This is a genomic window from Limnohabitans sp., from assembly GCF_031539105.1.
Classification (GTDB): domain Bacteria; phylum Pseudomonadota; class Gammaproteobacteria; order Burkholderiales; family Burkholderiaceae_C; genus Limnohabitans.
Genome location: NZ_JAVKLM010000017.1, coordinates 76,081 through 90,055 on the forward strand (window position 1 = coordinate 76,081; position 13,975 = coordinate 90,055).

Annotated in this window: 16 protein-coding genes and 1 pseudogene; 10 read left to right on the forward strand and 7 right to left on the reverse strand. The window is 47.8% G+C overall.

The window, feature by feature from the left end:
• The first annotated feature begins 2 nt into the window (after positions 1-2).
• Positions 3-407 carry a glycosyltransferase gene (locus RMR24_RS13510; protein ID WP_405023307.1) on the forward strand — a complete coding sequence of 135 codons (405 nt, stop codon included), beginning with the start codon at positions 3-5 and terminating at the stop codon, positions 405-407.
• Here the strand turns inward: RMR24_RS13510 and RMR24_RS04320 are convergent.
• The gene (locus RMR24_RS04320; protein WP_310613855.1) at positions 290-712 is read right to left on the reverse strand and encodes a hypothetical protein; all 423 of its coding nucleotides are present in this window, start codon (positions 710-712) and stop codon (positions 290-292) included. The two genes, RMR24_RS13510 and RMR24_RS04320, sit on opposite strands and share 118 nt — an antisense overlap.
• A 572-nt stretch (positions 713-1,284) precedes the next feature.
• Between RMR24_RS04320 and RMR24_RS04325 the strand changes: the two genes are divergently transcribed.
• The 3 genes and pseudogenes from RMR24_RS04325 to RMR24_RS04335 all read left to right on the forward strand — a co-directional run.
• Positions 1,285-2,478, forward strand: a complete 1,194-nt coding sequence (locus RMR24_RS04325; RefSeq protein ID WP_310613856.1) for an MFS transporter — start codon at positions 1,285-1,287, stop codon at positions 2,476-2,478.
• Between the two features lie 81 nt (positions 2,479-2,559).
• The gene (gene arsC / locus RMR24_RS04330; protein WP_310613857.1) at positions 2,560-2,976 is read left to right on the forward strand and encodes an arsenate reductase (glutaredoxin); all 417 of its coding nucleotides are present in this window, start codon (positions 2,560-2,562) and stop codon (positions 2,974-2,976) included.
• Between the two features lie 80 nt (positions 2,977-3,056).
• Positions 3,057-3,137 (forward strand): annotated as a pseudogene (locus RMR24_RS04335) (arsenical resistance protein ArsH); the annotation flags it as partial.
• A gap of 36 nt (positions 3,138-3,173) precedes the next feature.
• Here the strand turns inward: RMR24_RS04335 and RMR24_RS04340 are convergent.
• Genes RMR24_RS04340 through RMR24_RS04365 form a run of 6 tightly spaced genes read right to left on the reverse strand, consistent with a single transcriptional unit; the run spans position 3,174 to position 8,188 of the window.
• Positions 3,174-4,172 carry a tripartite tricarboxylate transporter substrate-binding protein gene (locus RMR24_RS04340; RefSeq protein WP_310613858.1) on the reverse strand — a complete coding sequence of 333 codons (999 nt, stop codon included), beginning with the start codon at positions 4,170-4,172 and terminating at the stop codon, positions 3,174-3,176.
• Positions 4,173-4,180: 8 nt separating this feature from the next.
• On the reverse strand, positions 4,181-4,969 hold the full coding sequence (locus RMR24_RS04345) for an N-acyl homoserine lactonase family protein (RefSeq protein ID WP_310613859.1): 789 nt from the start codon (positions 4,967-4,969) through the stop codon (positions 4,181-4,183).
• Between the two features lie 14 nt (positions 4,970-4,983).
• The gene (locus RMR24_RS04350; protein WP_310613860.1) at positions 4,984-6,222 is read right to left on the reverse strand and encodes an alpha/beta hydrolase; all 1,239 of its coding nucleotides are present in this window, start codon (positions 6,220-6,222) and stop codon (positions 4,984-4,986) included.
• Positions 6,219-7,103: an NAD(P)-dependent oxidoreductase gene (locus RMR24_RS04355; RefSeq protein ID WP_310613861.1), complete on the reverse strand. Its 885-nt coding sequence runs from the start codon at positions 7,101-7,103 to the stop codon at positions 6,219-6,221. Before RMR24_RS04355 ends, RMR24_RS04350 begins: the two co-directional genes overlap by 4 nt.
• Positions 7,104-7,105: 2 nt before the next feature.
• Entirely contained in the window at positions 7,106-7,483 is a 378-nt protein-coding gene (gene pcaC, locus RMR24_RS04360; RefSeq protein ID WP_310613862.1) for a 4-carboxymuconolactone decarboxylase, read from the reverse strand.
• 9 nt (positions 7,484-7,492) lie between these two features.
• Positions 7,493-8,188: a GntR family transcriptional regulator gene (locus RMR24_RS04365; protein ID WP_310613863.1), complete on the reverse strand. Its 696-nt coding sequence runs from the start codon at positions 8,186-8,188 to the stop codon at positions 7,493-7,495.
• Between the two features lie 136 nt (positions 8,189-8,324).
• Here RMR24_RS04365 and RMR24_RS04370 point away from each other — a divergent pair, with 136 nt between their 5' ends.
• The 6 genes from RMR24_RS04370 to RMR24_RS04395 all read left to right on the forward strand — a co-directional run bounded on the left by RMR24_RS04370 (position 8,325) and on the right by RMR24_RS04395 (position 13,950).
• Positions 8,325-9,560, forward strand: coding sequence for an ABC transporter substrate-binding protein (locus tag RMR24_RS04370; RefSeq protein WP_310613864.1), 1,236 nt, complete (start codon positions 8,325-8,327; stop codon positions 9,558-9,560).
• 9 nt (positions 9,561-9,569) lie between these two features.
• Positions 9,570-10,430 (forward strand): branched-chain amino acid ABC transporter permease, encoded by an 861-nt coding sequence (locus tag RMR24_RS04375; protein WP_310613865.1) that lies wholly within the window; start codon positions 9,570-9,572, stop codon positions 10,428-10,430.
• Entirely contained in the window at positions 10,427-11,392 is a 966-nt protein-coding gene (locus tag RMR24_RS04380; protein WP_310613866.1) for a branched-chain amino acid ABC transporter permease, read from the forward strand. The genes RMR24_RS04375 and RMR24_RS04380 overlap by 4 nt, the downstream gene beginning before the upstream one ends.
• Entirely contained in the window at positions 11,389-12,153 is a 765-nt protein-coding gene (locus tag RMR24_RS04385; protein WP_310613867.1) for an ABC transporter ATP-binding protein, read from the forward strand. Before RMR24_RS04380 ends, RMR24_RS04385 begins: the two co-directional genes overlap by 4 nt.
• On the forward strand, positions 12,150-12,863 hold the full coding sequence (locus RMR24_RS04390; protein ID WP_310613868.1) for an ABC transporter ATP-binding protein: 714 nt from the start codon (positions 12,150-12,152) through the stop codon (positions 12,861-12,863). Before RMR24_RS04385 ends, RMR24_RS04390 begins: the two co-directional genes overlap by 4 nt.
• A gap of 169 nt (positions 12,864-13,032) precedes the next feature.
• Positions 13,033-13,950, forward strand: a complete 918-nt coding sequence (locus RMR24_RS04395; protein WP_310613869.1) for a tetratricopeptide repeat protein — start codon at positions 13,033-13,035, stop codon at positions 13,948-13,950.
• Positions 13,951-13,975: the final 25 nt, after the last annotated feature.

Here is a 13,975-nt window from a genome sequence, read left to right on the forward strand (position 1 = left end):
GTTTGTCAAAAATTCTGATTTGTACTCGCGGCTCTTTGGGGGATGTACTGCCATACATCGCACTTGCGCATGGTTTGCAAACACAAGGTCATCAGGTCTTGATGGTTGTGAACGCTTCAAATTTAGGTGTTGTGAACAAACAAGGCATTGAATGCGTGGCATTTGATGTTGGCCAAGATGCTGGTGCGCAGAATAACAAGGCTTTCAAAGGTTTAACGCAAAGCCTTTTGGGAAGCTTGAAAGTACTGCGCAAGCTTGGCAGTCACCTCAGGTTTGAAGTGGCATGCATTCACAAGTTGGTCCCTAGCTTTGATTTGATCATTGGTTCCCAAACCAGTTTGGCTGCGCCATTGGTCGCACGTGCTCTGGGTAAGCCTTGGGTCTTTTCAGGCGTGTCACGTAGCTGAAACGTTGGTGGATTTAGCGCTAGTTTCTTTGCTTCTTTTATTGCTTCAGATCGTTCACGATTGATTTCAGTTTTATGTTCATCGTTGATGTCAATCACAGGATTGCAATCTTTGTTTGGAAGATCAGGCCTAGGATCTTCTTTGCCAAATTGTTTCCTAGTCCAATGCCCCTGAGGAGGGAGAGGCAGTTGATGCTTTACGCAAATTTTTCTCAGTCCAACATCACTTAGTTCGAATTGCTTGGAGAGCTTAGTCATTGGCATTGACCAAACCAATTCAAACAATTCTTGTCGAGTTTTTTGCATACTGCACCCCTTTGAAGTTACAGATAAAACTCTATCTATTTTCAGTAGACTTGTTCTGGAGAAGTTCGATACATAAAAGAACCATCGAACCAGATGTGGCGAGCGTTCAAGCGTAAAGACTCTTTACGCTTGATGTCCTACAAGTTCTAAGTGTTGATTAAAAATCACTACTATATAAGTACATGACTATACTACAACTATACTACTTTGAGGCTTTTAAAGAGGGCTAAGCTGTTGATTTAATTGAGTAATTTGGCAAAATGCCATAGTCTTCACACTGTGGGGGTCGCAAGTTCGAAACTTGCATCGCCCACCATTTTTGCCAAATCTGAAAGATATCAGCAACTTAGGTTGTTTTCAGGATTTACATTTTAAGAGTTCAACATATGCTTCCCTCGGAAGCATTTTTTTCGTCTGTCGAAAACTGCATCCTGTTGTTTGATGCATCACGCTGGAACTGATTGAATTGGGTTACAAAACTCCATATGCTCACGCAACGTGAGCAATTGAAAATACAGATCCAGATCTGGCTTACCTTTGTGCATCTAGATAAGCATCACAGTTAGTTTTTTATGTCGAGAAAAACCTGGCCATTAGTCGCGAGTTTAGGAATTACGCAAACAGTAGCTTGGGCCTCTACTTACTACTTGCCTGCCATTCTTGCTCATCCAATTTCTTTGGCTTTAGGAATTGATGCCTCAGATTTTTATCTGGCATTTTCAATGGCTCTGGTTGTCTCAGCGGTGTTCGGTCCTATGTTTGGTAAAGCGATTGACACTTTGAGTGGCCATAGCGTGCTGCCAGCATCAAATGTATTTTTTGCGGCTGGACTTGCCCTTCTTGGTATTGCCAATAGTGAGTTGGCGCTTTACCTTGCATGGTTCATCATTGGCTTAGGGATGGCTGGCGGTCTCTATGAGTCAGCGTTTGCAACTTTGGTTCGAATTTACGGACAAGAGGCAAGGTCAGCAATTACTGGTATCACGCTCATCGCAGGATTTGCAAGCACTGTTGGCTGGCCATTGAGTGGATGGATTCTGAGTTATTGGGGTTGGCGAGAGGCTTGTTGGGCATGGGCATCTCTGCATTTGTTGCTAGCTTTGCCGCTAAATTTGGCAATTGACAGGTTATCCGCTGTTACGCGATCGGCTTTCTCTAATGGCAGTGAAGGTCTTAAGCCCAAAGCCAATACGCCTATTGACCAACCAAATGATGAGAATGCGCCGACACTCAAACAGGCACTTCTTCTTTCTTTTGTGTTCTCGGCAACTTGGTTTACAAGTACTGCGATGGCATCACACTGGCCGAGAATGCTTGAAGCGACTGGCGTTAGCTTAGTCAGTGCGATTGCCATTGGTGCCATCATTGGACCTGCTCAAGTTATCGCAAGGATTTTTGAATTTGGACTGTTGCGAAAAATGCATCCCTTGTTTTCAGCTCGCCTTGCTGCAATGGCGCACCCGATAGGGGCACTCTTGATGGTTGTTATTGGACCAGTCGTGGCACCTATCTTTGCTTTTTTACACGGAGCCGGTAACGGCGTACTGACAATAGCCAAAGGAACTTTGCCACTTGCTTTATTCGGCTCAAGCGGATACGGCTACAGGCAGGGCTGGATTATGTTTCCTGCTCGAATAAGCTCAGCATTTGCGCCATGGATTTTCGGGGTGGCCTTAACCAATTGGGGGGCAGGGGCGCTAGGCGTTACCTTTGCACTTGGAGCTTTATCAGTTTTTGCGTTGTACGCAATTAACGTAAAAAAGTAGCCAAGCGTCCGAATCAATTTCCCTTGAATTTAATTTCATCCATTTCAAATCATTCAAAAACTAATCGGACAAGCATCTCAGATGATCACTATTTTTCACAATTCAAACTGCGGCACGTCACGTAATACATTGGCCCTGATTCGAAATTCAGGCGTTGAACCTGAGGTGATTCTTTACTTGGAAACACCTCCTTCAAAAGAACAACTCAAGAAGGTAATTTCTGATATGTCCATTCCAGTCAGGGATGTGCTTCGTCAAAAGGACACACCCTACGACGAGTTGGATTTAGGCAATGCAAAATGGTCTGACGAACAACTAATGGACTTCATGATGGCTCATCCAGTTTTGATCAATCGTCCAATTGTTGTGACTCCAATTGGAACTAAGTTGTGCCGTCCATCCGAGTTGGTGCTTGATATCCTCGAGAACCCTCAGCGTGGGGCTTTTACAAAGGAGGATGGTGAAGTCGTCATCAACGAAAAGGGCGAACGTGTCTAAGTTCACTGATAAATTTCCCAATCTGGATAAAAGTTGTTTCCAATTTCCGCAGCAGACCTTGTTAGCGCCAAAGAATGTGTCCTTACCTAGTCGACCGTTACAGCGAGCGCAAGGAGTCAGTTCAGGAACTTACCAAACGTGTCAATCAGAAAACTTTATGAAAGATTTCCATACGTTTCGTGACCCAGAAATAGTGGTTACTCTGGCTTGATACCCGCTGCTATCAGGGCCGTCTTCCACCGGTCAATATCTGCTTTTAAAAAAGTGCGGAGCGCATCTGGATTTGCTTGTTCGGGTTTGGCAATCAAGGCACTCATATCATTGAAGCGCTGGATCAAATCTGGTTCACGTAGCGCTGTCAATAATGCAGCATTCAACTTTTCAATCACAGCTTTTGGTGTGTTCTTGGGCGCATACAAACCGTGCCAAACAGTGAGTTCAAAGTTGGGCAGTCCTGACTCTGCAAAGGTAGGAACATCTGGCAATGATTTCAGCCGAGATTTGGTAGCAACAGCAATCGGTTTCAAAGATCCCGCGCGTAAATGACTCAGCGTGCTGGCAGGTTGGTCGCAAATAAAATCAACCTGTCCTGCCAACAAATCATTAAGAGCCGGTCCTGTTCCTTTGTATGGAACAGAGAGCCATTTTGTATTTGTGGTGGATTGCAGCAAGGCTTCACATAAATTAGAGGTGGCGCCAACCCCGGCATTGGCAAAATTAATTTTTCCTGGGCGTTCCTTTGCATAGGCTAAAACACCTTGCAAATTATTGGCTGGAAAGTCTTTGCGTGCGACCAAAATCATAGGTACTTCTGTCACGATTCCGATGGGTTCAAAGTCTGTGACCGGGTCGTAGGTAAGTTTGCTGTACAGGGCTGGTGCGCTTGCGTGCGCCATGTTATGAAAGAGTAGGTTGTAGCCATCCGCAGGCAAACGTGACACGCGTGCAGCGCCAATCGTGCCGCCCGCTCCGCCTGTGTTTTCAACCAAGACTGTTTGTTGCAATGACTTGCTCATAGATTGCGCTAGCAAGCGACCTAAAACGTCAGTAGATCCTGCCGGTGGAAAAGGGATGACCATGGTGATGGGCTTGCTAGGGTAATCATTTTGGCTTTGACCTAGTACAGGAAAAACCAGTGTGAATGCAACTAGGCCAAGGATACGTTTCAGCGATGTCAGTTGTTGATTCATGTTCATGATGATCTTTAGAGTGGTTGAGTTAAAGAGTAGATTTCCAAACCTTGGGTGTCGATAGGTTGATAGAGAGCTCTTGTTAATGGATCGTGTCCGGCAATCACATGGTCTGGCGAGTCTGCAAGTCGATCAATGAGGTCGTAGCCGTTGAGCATGTCTGCTGTATTCACAACGATTGGGAAAGGAGATCTTTTCCGAATGTTTTCCAAGTAATGTGTGGCGTCAGAAGCCAACACAATCCATCCCCGTTTGGTGTGCACCCGAACAATTTGCAAGCCTTGTGTATGGCCACCTACCCAGTGAACAGTGATTCCAGATCGAAGTTCAAAAGCACCATCTTGAAATGCGACACGTTCTTCAAAGTTAGCGTAGACCAGATCACAAACATCTGAGGGGTCGTACGCATGGCGACAAAACGCATGCCGCATTTCTTTACCTGTGGCGTAGTGCATTTCACGTTCTTGTAAGTGAAAGCGCGTTTTGGGTAAAAGCCTGGTGTTACCAGCGTGATCGTAGTGCGCGTGGGTAATGATGGTGTCGTGAATGTCTTCTAAATGTATGCCTGCAGTCTTCAATGATTCAATAGGGCAGCGTAAAAAAGTTCGATTTCTAGCGCGTGCTGCCTCAGCGTTAAATCCTGTATCTACCAAGATGGTTTCGTTATCTGATTTGAGAAACCACACAAAGTAGTCCATGTGAGTGGCGGCATCGTGTGGGTCGTAAGCGATGAAGTTTTCTTGGCGTTTACGTTGCACTGTTGCGTAACGCATTGCATATGCTTCCCAGGTGCGCGTGCTCATGGTGCTTCCTTGAGTTAATGCCGGATGTGTGCCTGAATAGCAGCTAGTGCGGGGAGCAAATCAAGGGTCAGATCATCAGGTCTCTCAACCATTGGAAAGTGACCGAATCCTTTGAGCTCTTGAAAATGTGCCCCTTTGATTTCTGCCGCAACTTTTGCGCTGTCAGCAGGTGTGGCTGAGTAGTCATAGTCACCAGTGAAGAGCCAAACAGGGGTACGTTGGGTGTCAATCGCGGCGGTATGGTCGTGCGCGTTGAAGTCGTCACTGTAATAACCTAAATCTCCGTCATAAATGCCAGGCGCACCTTGAGAGTAAATCCAGGTAGCTTGGTCACGGTGTGCTTTGCCGCTTGTGGGTGATAACAATGACCCGACCCAAGCTGCAGATAAACGCGCACCATGAACTTGTGAATGATTCAAGTAAACAGAACGTCTTCCTGGTGAGCAATACGGTGCCTCAAGCAAAACTGCCCCATAGAAGCGATCAGGGTGTTGCGCTAGCAATGCTAGGCTGATCGCTGCACCCATGGAGCATCCCATGAGCGCTGTTTTTTCAATGCCAGCTGCATCCATGTAACTGAGAACCCACTTGGCGTAATTGGCTTCAGTTAAGCGCCAGTTCCAATTGGCCGTGCCATTGGGTAGTGGGGAACGACCGTGGCCAGGCAGGTCGAAGGCATGTAGCCGCCATTGTTGCCGTAATGTGTCTTGGCCCATCAAGCCGTGCCATTGCCGCGCGTCTGCACCCGCCGTGTGGAGGAGCAACAACGGCGGCGCCAACTCACTTCCGCTTTGTTCAGCGTAGACCCATTCGGTTTTTTTGTGATCAATGGCGTAGTACTTGCCCGTGATGTGCTCAAGTACTGCTTTATTCCATGTGACCTCAGGTTGAAGTTTGTTGTGTTTGATGCGACAAGTTTCAATTAACCGTTCGATAAAAGGCAGCGCTTGTGCTATCGCATGGGGTGAACCATCGATGGAGAATTCTGGACATTGCCGCCTCAGCGCACCCAGCGATTGATAGCCGGGTTCTGGTTCGGTGCTTAAAACATTGGTCCACACAGCTGCGCTTGCACTGAGGCTAATGACACCGCCGCCTTCTTCGCCCATCCAAACCACAATTGGATGCGAGTTTTGTTCATCAGTCACTTGCCATGTCACGCGAATCGGGCAACGCAAAGCGTCTTCTCTCACCTCAGATACTTTGAGGGCTTCTTGAATAGTTTTTTCAAGTGCATTGCCTGTGAGCATCATGTACGTTCCTGGATGAATTTGTACATCGCTGTGTGATCCGCGCCTTTATCGAGTTCGGATTCGGCTTGTGTCCACGTGCGTGTGCAGACAGCGACGAAGTCGTCAGAGGTGCCCATGCGGTCAATAAAATTCAAGGCAGTTTGCAGATCTTTACGCATCAATGCCAAAGAAAAGCCAGAATTGAATGATCCAGAGAGCATGAAGTTTTCAACCTTCACGTCGGTGGTGTTGTTTTTTCCGGTAGACGCATTGAAAACTTGGTTGACCAAATGTGGATCGATTCCAAATTTTTCGGCTGCGACCAAGGCCTCTGAAACTGCTAGTAAACCAGCTGCAGATACGTAGTTGTTTAAGGCTTTGACAGCATGCCCAGCACCTGAAGAGCCGACATGCACCAGAGTTTTTCCGAGCGCTTCTAGTACCGGTCGAATTTTCTCGATATGTACTTTTTCACCCCCCATCATGATGGACAAACTCCCATCAGTGGCCCGTTTGACACCACCCGAAACTGGGGCATCACAAAACGGTATGTTCAATGCAGCTAGTTTGGTGAAGTTTTCACGTGTGTGAACAGGGTCTGACGAACCCATATCCACCAGAATTTGACTTGCATTGAGGTGATGTGCCAGTGCATTTTCACCATCCCATAACAAAGCATCGACGATTTTGCTGTTGGGTAACATCAAAATCACAACGTCGCATTCAGTTGAAACTTGTGTGGGTGATGTTGCTGCTTTGAAGTTCTCTTCTTGCGTCAGGGAGGTTGCAGCGTGTGGGTTCAAATCGAATCCCATGACATGGAACTGTGCGCGCAGTAAATTTCGAATCATTGGAAGTCCCATTTGACCCAGTCCAATGAAACCGATGGTAGGTTTTGTCACGCTTAGATCCCCATTTCTTTGAAGACTTCTTTTGCACCACGGAAACTGTCAATGGCAGCGGGTACACCACAGTAAATGGCCGTTTGTAAAAAAACTTCAGAAATTTCTGCTTTGGATAAGCCGTTATTGATGGCACCACGCACATGAAGTTTTAATTCGTGAGGTCGGTTCAATGCGGTCAGCATGGATAGGTTGATGATGCTGCGTGTGCGGCGATCGAGTCCAGGGCGATTCCAAATGTCATTCCAGCAATACTCAGTCACGAGCTCCTGCATAGGCTGGTTGAATTCATCTGCATTTTTCAATGCGTTGTCGACGTATTCAGCGCCGAGAACTTCGCGGCGAGTTTTGAGGCCTTTTTCAAATAAGTCTTTGTTCATGGAAAGCTCCTAGTGGTTGGGTTGATTTGAAGATTCAGGATGTTGCAATCGGAAAACGCCTAGTGCCGCGACTTCCGCATTCATGACATGTTTGTATGAGATTTTTTGCGCGCCTTTGGCATCGCGTGCTTCGATAAAGTTGAGCAGTGTTTGGATTTCTTTGAGGCTTTGCGGCAAGCGATCTGGCAGCATCAACGACTTGGCCCTTAGCAAGCTAACGCGAGACAGCAGGCCCCCCAGCATTTCTTTGACCAGCTGGTTACCGCAGCCGCCCAACAAAATGTCATAAAACTCAGCTTTGGCTTGCAAAACCCCTGTGCGTGAGTTTTTCTTGCCAGCGTCGCCCAGACGCTTGACGACTTTGGCCAATTGATTAACTTGGGTGTCACTTGCGAGACGCGTGAATTCATGTGCGGCAAAGCTTTCTAGAAGTCGCCGAATGGCATAAAGGTCTTGCGACTCTTCTAGCGTCATCGAGGCGACTTCGGGGCCGCGGTGCGGGACTATCACGATTAACTTTTCTGCCTCTAGCTTTCGCAAGGCCTCGCGAACTGAAGGGCGGCTTACGCCAAGTTGCTCGCACAGTTCACGTTCAATCAGTTTTTCACCTGGTTTGAGGTCGCCGTTCAAGATCGCTAGGCGTAAATGTTTCTCAACCTGACTGCGTAAGGTTTCTAGTTTTAATTGCTTTAATTCTGTGGCCATATGTGAAGCATATTTTTTGTATGACAATTTGTCAATCATGTTGACAGATTTTTTTTCTGTGTTCACAATCAAAACACAAAAATAAAGAATTTTTTCGGTTCTGTACTCAATCCACACACATCGTAGGAGACAAATCATGCGTAAAAAATCTTCAGTTCAGCAGGCGGATGTCAATCTAGAAATGCGTCGCCAAGCGTTAAAGAGTCTAGGTGTATTGGGCCTGGCAGGTGTTTTGCCACTCAGTGCTTTGGCCCAACCCAAGGCGATCAACGTTGGTGTGATCTTGCCCTTGTCGGGAGCGAACGCGCAGTTTGGTATCAATTCAAGGCAAGGCATTGAGCTGGTTGCGGATGAGATCAATGCCTCAGGTGGTCTCAAAGGTTTGGGGGGCGCGAAGATCAATTTAGTCATTGCTGACTCCACCTCTACCCCAAATAACGCAGCCACTGTGGCGCAGCGCTTGATTGCAGAAAACGAATGCTGCGCCATCTTGGGCGCATTTGCCTCTTCTCTGACTTTGGCTATTTCAGAGGTCACTGAGCGCCGAGGCGTGCCATTGATCACTATGTCTTACTCAGACCAGCTCACAGGTCGGGGATTTAAAAACGTCTTCCAAGTCACGCCTAAGGGCAGTGTGATTGGCAAAGCTCAGTTCAACTTCGCGTCTGAGTTGTCCGGCGGAACGTCCAAGGTAAATAAAGTAGCGATCCTTTATGAGGACACTGCTTTTGGAACATCAACTGCAGCGGGATTGCGTGCTGCCGCAAAAGAAGCCAACGTGGAAATTGTGTTGGACGAGGCTTATCCACTGGGTATTACCGATGTCACGCCGTTGGTGAATAAGTTGCGCGCTTCAAAGGCGCAAATTGTGTTTCCAGTGTCTTATTTGAACGATAGCTTGTTGATTGTTCGTGCATTGCGTCAGCAAAAAATTAACATTCCGATTGTTGGTGGATCTGCGGGCTATGTCATTCCAGATTTCGCCAAAGCACTCGGCGACTACGCTGACGGTGTGCTTTCGATTTGCTCAGCCAACTATGACTTGGATACCGTTTCAACCGAGCGGTACCGTAAACGTTTTAATGCGTTCATGGTGCACGAAGCAGTGGAGCATGCGGTGTCGCTTGATGTTTTGATTCAATCGATCAATGCAGCAAAGTCAGCCAAGACCGAAGATATTTCACGTACCTTGCGGAGCATGACCTTCACTGAAGGGTGGGCCAAGACGATGACCAACGCAAAAATAAAATTTGATGAGACTGGTTTGAATATTCACGCTGAACCTGTGATGGTCCAGTGGCAGAAGAATGAACTGGCCACCGTGTGGCCGCCAAAGTTCGCCAAGGCCAAAGTCATTTCACGAAACGTCTAAGGAATTCCCATGCCGCTCTTGCAAGCCATCCTCGATGGCCTGATGTTGGGAGGGGTTTATGCCGTGATTTCAATCGGGTTGACGCTGGTCTTTGGCGTCATCTCGATTGTGAATTTCGCACAAGCTCAGTTTTTGATGGTGGGCATGTACGTGGCGTACTTTGCTTGGCATTTCCTAGGCCTTGACCCTTTGTTCGGTTCTGTAATTTCTTTCATCGTGGTTTTTGTTTTGGGGTATGCGGTGCAGCATCTGCTGGTTCGCCGAGTCTTAAATGCACCTGAGGTGGCTCAAATTTTTCTAACAGTGGGCTTGCTGATTGTTTTAGAAAATCTGGCACTTATTTTGGTCGGCTCTGAATTCAAGTCAGTTCAAACATGGTCACAAAACGAATCGCTTGAATTTGCGGGACTTATTGTCAGCATGCCATACGCGATTGCATTTCTCGCGTCAGGTGTTGCTGGCGTTATGGTGTGGTGGTTGTTAGCTAAAACCTGGTGGGGACGAACAGTTCGTGCCACAGCTCAAGATCCTATGGCTGCCAAACTGATGGGTATTGACCCTGACAAAATTTACCGTTTGTCATTTGGTTTGGGTGTTGCGTTGACTGCCTTTGGTGGGGCCATCATCTTGCCTTATCTCACGGTGTCCCCCTCCGTTGGTGAGCAATTTGGCGTTTTGATGTTCACTGTGGTGGTGCTTGGGGGATTAGGCAATGTGCTAGGTGCTGTGGTCGGCGGATTAGCAGTTGGTGTTATTCAATCCTTGTCTGGTTTGTTCTTGCCCTTGCAGTTGCAGAACATGGTTTTGTTTATTGTTTTTATTCTGACTTTGGCGTTTCGACCTGAAGGTTTGTTGAGGAATAAGTCATGAAAAGCCCCAAAGTATGGATTGCACTTTTAATTACCGTTGCAATTTGCCTTCCTTGGTTGATCTCCGCTGAGGGCTATAGCATTCGCGTGTTAACTTTGTTGTTGCTCTTTGCAGCGATGGCACAAGCATGGAACATTGTGGGAGGCTTGGCCAATCAAATTTCCTTGGGTCATGCCGCCTTTTTTGGCTTAGGGGCTTATACCTCCACTATTTTGCTCATCCGGTTTGGGTTGTCTCCTTGGCTTGGCATTTTTGTTGGCATGGCTGTGGCCGCTTGCGCGGGGGCATTGCTTAGTTTGCCGACCATGCGTTTGAAAGGACATTATTTCGCATTGGCCACTTTGGCTTTTGGGGAAGTGCTGCGTGCCATTGCCAATTCATGGAGCTCATTGACGGGTGGGCCTGTGGGTATTTCTGTGCCATTTGTGCCCAACGCGGGTCTTGGATTGATGCAGTTCAACTCAGGCCGTCCCTCTTACTACATCATGTTGTGCGCGGTGGTTTTGATCACATGGGTTTACTGGCGAATCAGCACTTCAAAATTGGGATATGAATTGCGGGCAGTCAAAGCCAATGTGGATTCTGCTGAGGTGATTGGTATCAACACAGCGCGGACCAAAATGTTAGCGGCCACCATTTCTGCAGGTTTGATGGGCGCATGCGGGGTGCTTTATGCCCAATTTAATTTCTTTTTTGATCCGGATTCAATTTTCTCACTGGTCGGTGTGTCTGTGCGTGTGGCTCTGATCTGCATCATCGGCGGTATCGGAACTGTGGCGGGACCCATCATTGGCGCATGCTTCTTACTGCCACTCGAGGAGATCTTTAATGCAACTTTGTCTAGTAAAGGTGCTGGCGTTTCTCAGTTGGCTTATGGCTTGATTCTGATGGGCATCATCTTGATCGAGCCTCGCGGGTTGCAGGCCTTGTATCGAAAATTCATGAACAGAGGTCACGTATGACGTTGGCTAATGCAACTGATTCATCTCAGGAAATATTGTCAGTCAACCAATTGACTCGCCGCTTCGGTGGGCTGACTGCAGTTAATCAACTGAGCTTTCAAGTCAGACGAGGTGAGTTAATCGGACTGATTGGCCCTAATGGCGCTGGCAAGACAACCTTGTTCAACCTACTGATGGGCTTGATTAAGCCAAGTGAGGGCGATGTATTTTTAGAAGAGCATTGCATCACGGGTTTTAAGCCGCATGAAGTTTGTCAACGCGGTATGGTGAAAACATTTCAAAATGTGGCATTGTTTCCTGAGATGTCAGTTTTAGAGAATGTGTTGACAGGTGCACTTCAGCGTGTTTCTTTAGATGAGGCGAAACATTTAGCAGCAGAGAACTTAGGCAAAGTTGGGATGTTGCATATCGCAGATAAAAAAGCTGCAGATTTGACCTTTCCAGAAAAAGCTTTGGTTGAGATGGCGCGTGCTTTGTGTACTGGGCCAAAAATTGTTTTGCTAGATGAAGTGATGGCAGCTTTGAATGATGCAGAAATGGATCAAATCTTGGCGTTGATTCGAAAGTTACGTGATCAAGACGGCTTAACCTTTATCGTCATTGAGCATCACATGCGCGCGATCATGAATTTGTGCGAGCGTATCTTGGTGCTTAGCTTCGGGCAAAAAATTGCAGAAGGAACGCCAGCTGAAATCAGTCGACATCCGGATGTCATTGCTGCTTATTTGGGTCAGGAAATGAAAGCTGAAGACTTGACATGACACTCCTTCATATTCAAATCGCAGAGGCTTCTTACGACACAATTCCTGTGTTGCACGACATTGATCTTCAGATCAATGAAGGGGCTTTCATTGCTGTCATTGGTGCCAATACAGCTGGGAAAAGCACCTTGCTCAAGTCTATTTCGGGATTGATGCCAAACGTCAAAGGAACAATTTCTTTGTCGGGCGAAAATTTGTTACACCTGCCAGCACATGAAATTCCTGCACGCGGCGTTGCGCACGTGCCTGAGGGGCGGCATGTATTCCCATTCATGTCGGTTGAGGAAAACTTATGGCTGGGTGGCTATTGCCGACGGCACAATGAAACCGCTTTGAGGGCTACGTTAGAAAAAATCTACGTCATGTTTCCTAGGCTTGCCGAGCGCTCTAAGCAACTGGCTGGTACTTTGTCTGGTGGCGAGCAGCAAATGGTAGCGATTGGCCGCGCATTGATGGGCGATCCAAAGCTTTTGTTGTTAGATGAGCCTAGCCATGGTTTGGCACCGAAAATTGTTCAAGAATTGCACGATGCATTTCTTGAAATCCATCAATCAGGTGTGACAACTTTGTTGGTGGAACAAAACACCAAGCTAGCTTTGTCGGTTGCGAGCGAGGCATTTGTATTGCAAGCAGGTCATGTGGTTTTGCAGGGGAAGTCGTCAGATTTGCTGCATGACCCTCGTATTCGTGAAGCCTATCTTGGGATTTAACTTCGTTTGAAGTCGTCAAACTTTGCAGTGCTAGTGTTCAACTGTAAAGAGTCTTATTCCCCCTTGTATTTCTGCTGACCACGCCCATCTACGCGTCATGTGAATCGTCACATCGGTGCTGCACAATGCAACGCCACTGAAGTGTTCAGTCTGGATTGAAAGGTATTTCATGTTGTCTCGTTTGTTGAAATCTGTTGTTGCTGGTGCATTCGTGTTGGGTGCAACCTTAGCGTTGGCATTGCCAACACCCAAAGACATTGAAGCTGCGGTTGCTGCGGGCCATTACACCCAGGCCGAAACTATGCTGCGCGAGGTGCTGCTAGACAAGCCGCAAAGCGCCAAAGCGCATTACGAACTCGGCCAAGTTTTGGCCCACGAGCACCGTTACAAAGAGGCGCAAGCTGAGTTACAAAAAGCCAAAGACATTGATCCGTCTTTGAAGTTCGCTACCAGCCCTGACAAGTTCAACACCGTGTTGGCCAAAGTCAATGACTTGGCTGCTGCGCCTACGTCTTCCGTGGTGATGGAGCCCTCGGTAGCGCCAGGTATGCACGCTGCCACCAAGGCAGCACCAGAGCCAGCCGCTAATGGCGGTGGTTCATCTTTGTCATACGTGTGGCTGGCCATTGCAGGTTTGGTCGCGCTTGGGTTGTGGTTGCGCCGTTCTGCTGCCAATACCGCTAGCAACGTCAACGCAGCAGCTTATGCACCTGCAGCAACAGCCCCTGGCACACCACCCGCACCCCGTGGCTTTGGCGCACAGTTCACGCCCAATGCAGCACCTGCTGGTTATGCGCCACAAGGCTATGGCCCCCAGGGCTACGCTCCACTCAACAGTGGTGGCTCCACCATGACAGGTGCTGTGGTGGGCGGCTTGGCGGGGGTTGCTGCTGGATACGCTTTGTCTAAAGCTTTAGAGGGTGATCACCACACCCCCGCTTCATCCTCAAGCGCGTCACCTGCGGCCAATAACGGCGGCTATGTACCGTTTGATGCCCCCGCCCAGCCAGACCTTGGCTCATTCGATGCCGGTTCAGGCAGTGATTGGGATAACGCAGACTCGGGTGGCAGCGACGACAGCTGGTAAGCACCAAGAAAAACCCCCGTCAGTG

Excerpts from the sequence above, each read along its gene's own strand:
- RMR24_RS04395 (WP_310613869.1), top strand. The coding sequence starts at position 13,033 with ATGTTGTCTCGTTTGTTGAAATCTGTTGTTGCTGGTGCATTCGTGTTG.
- RMR24_RS04375 (WP_310613865.1), top strand. The coding sequence starts at position 9,570 with ATGCCGCTCTTGCAAGCCATCCTCGATGGCCTGATGTTGGGAGGGGTT.
- RMR24_RS04365 (WP_310613863.1), bottom strand. The coding sequence starts at position 8,188 with ATGGCCACAGAATTAAAGCAATTAAAACTAGAAACCTTACGCAGTCAG.
- arsC (WP_310613857.1), top strand. The coding sequence starts at position 2,560 with ATGATCACTATTTTTCACAATTCAAACTGCGGCACGTCACGTAATACA.
- RMR24_RS04345 (WP_310613859.1), bottom strand. The coding sequence starts at position 4,969 with ATGAGCACGCGCACCTGGGAAGCATATGCAATGCGTTACGCAACAGTG.
- RMR24_RS04390 (WP_310613868.1), top strand. The coding sequence starts at position 12,150 with ATGACACTCCTTCATATTCAAATCGCAGAGGCTTCTTACGACACAATT.
- pcaC (WP_310613862.1), bottom strand. The coding sequence starts at position 7,483 with ATGAACAAAGACTTATTTGAAAAAGGCCTCAAAACTCGCCGCGAAGTT.
- RMR24_RS04350 (WP_310613860.1), bottom strand. The coding sequence starts at position 6,222 with ATGATGCTCACAGGCAATGCACTTGAAAAAACTATTCAAGAAGCCCTC.
- RMR24_RS04380 (WP_310613866.1), top strand. The coding sequence starts at position 10,427 with ATGAAAAGCCCCAAAGTATGGATTGCACTTTTAATTACCGTTGCAATT.
- RMR24_RS04370 (WP_310613864.1), top strand. The coding sequence starts at position 8,325 with ATGCGTAAAAAATCTTCAGTTCAGCAGGCGGATGTCAATCTAGAAATG.
- RMR24_RS04340 (WP_310613858.1), bottom strand. The coding sequence starts at position 4,172 with ATGAACATGAATCAACAACTGACATCGCTGAAACGTATCCTTGGCCTA.
- RMR24_RS04385 (WP_310613867.1), top strand. The coding sequence starts at position 11,389 with ATGACGTTGGCTAATGCAACTGATTCATCTCAGGAAATATTGTCAGTC.
- RMR24_RS04320 (WP_310613855.1), bottom strand. The coding sequence starts at position 712 with ATGCAAAAAACTCGACAAGAATTGTTTGAATTGGTTTGGTCAATGCCA.
- RMR24_RS04325 (WP_310613856.1), top strand. The coding sequence starts at position 1,285 with ATGTCGAGAAAAACCTGGCCATTAGTCGCGAGTTTAGGAATTACGCAA.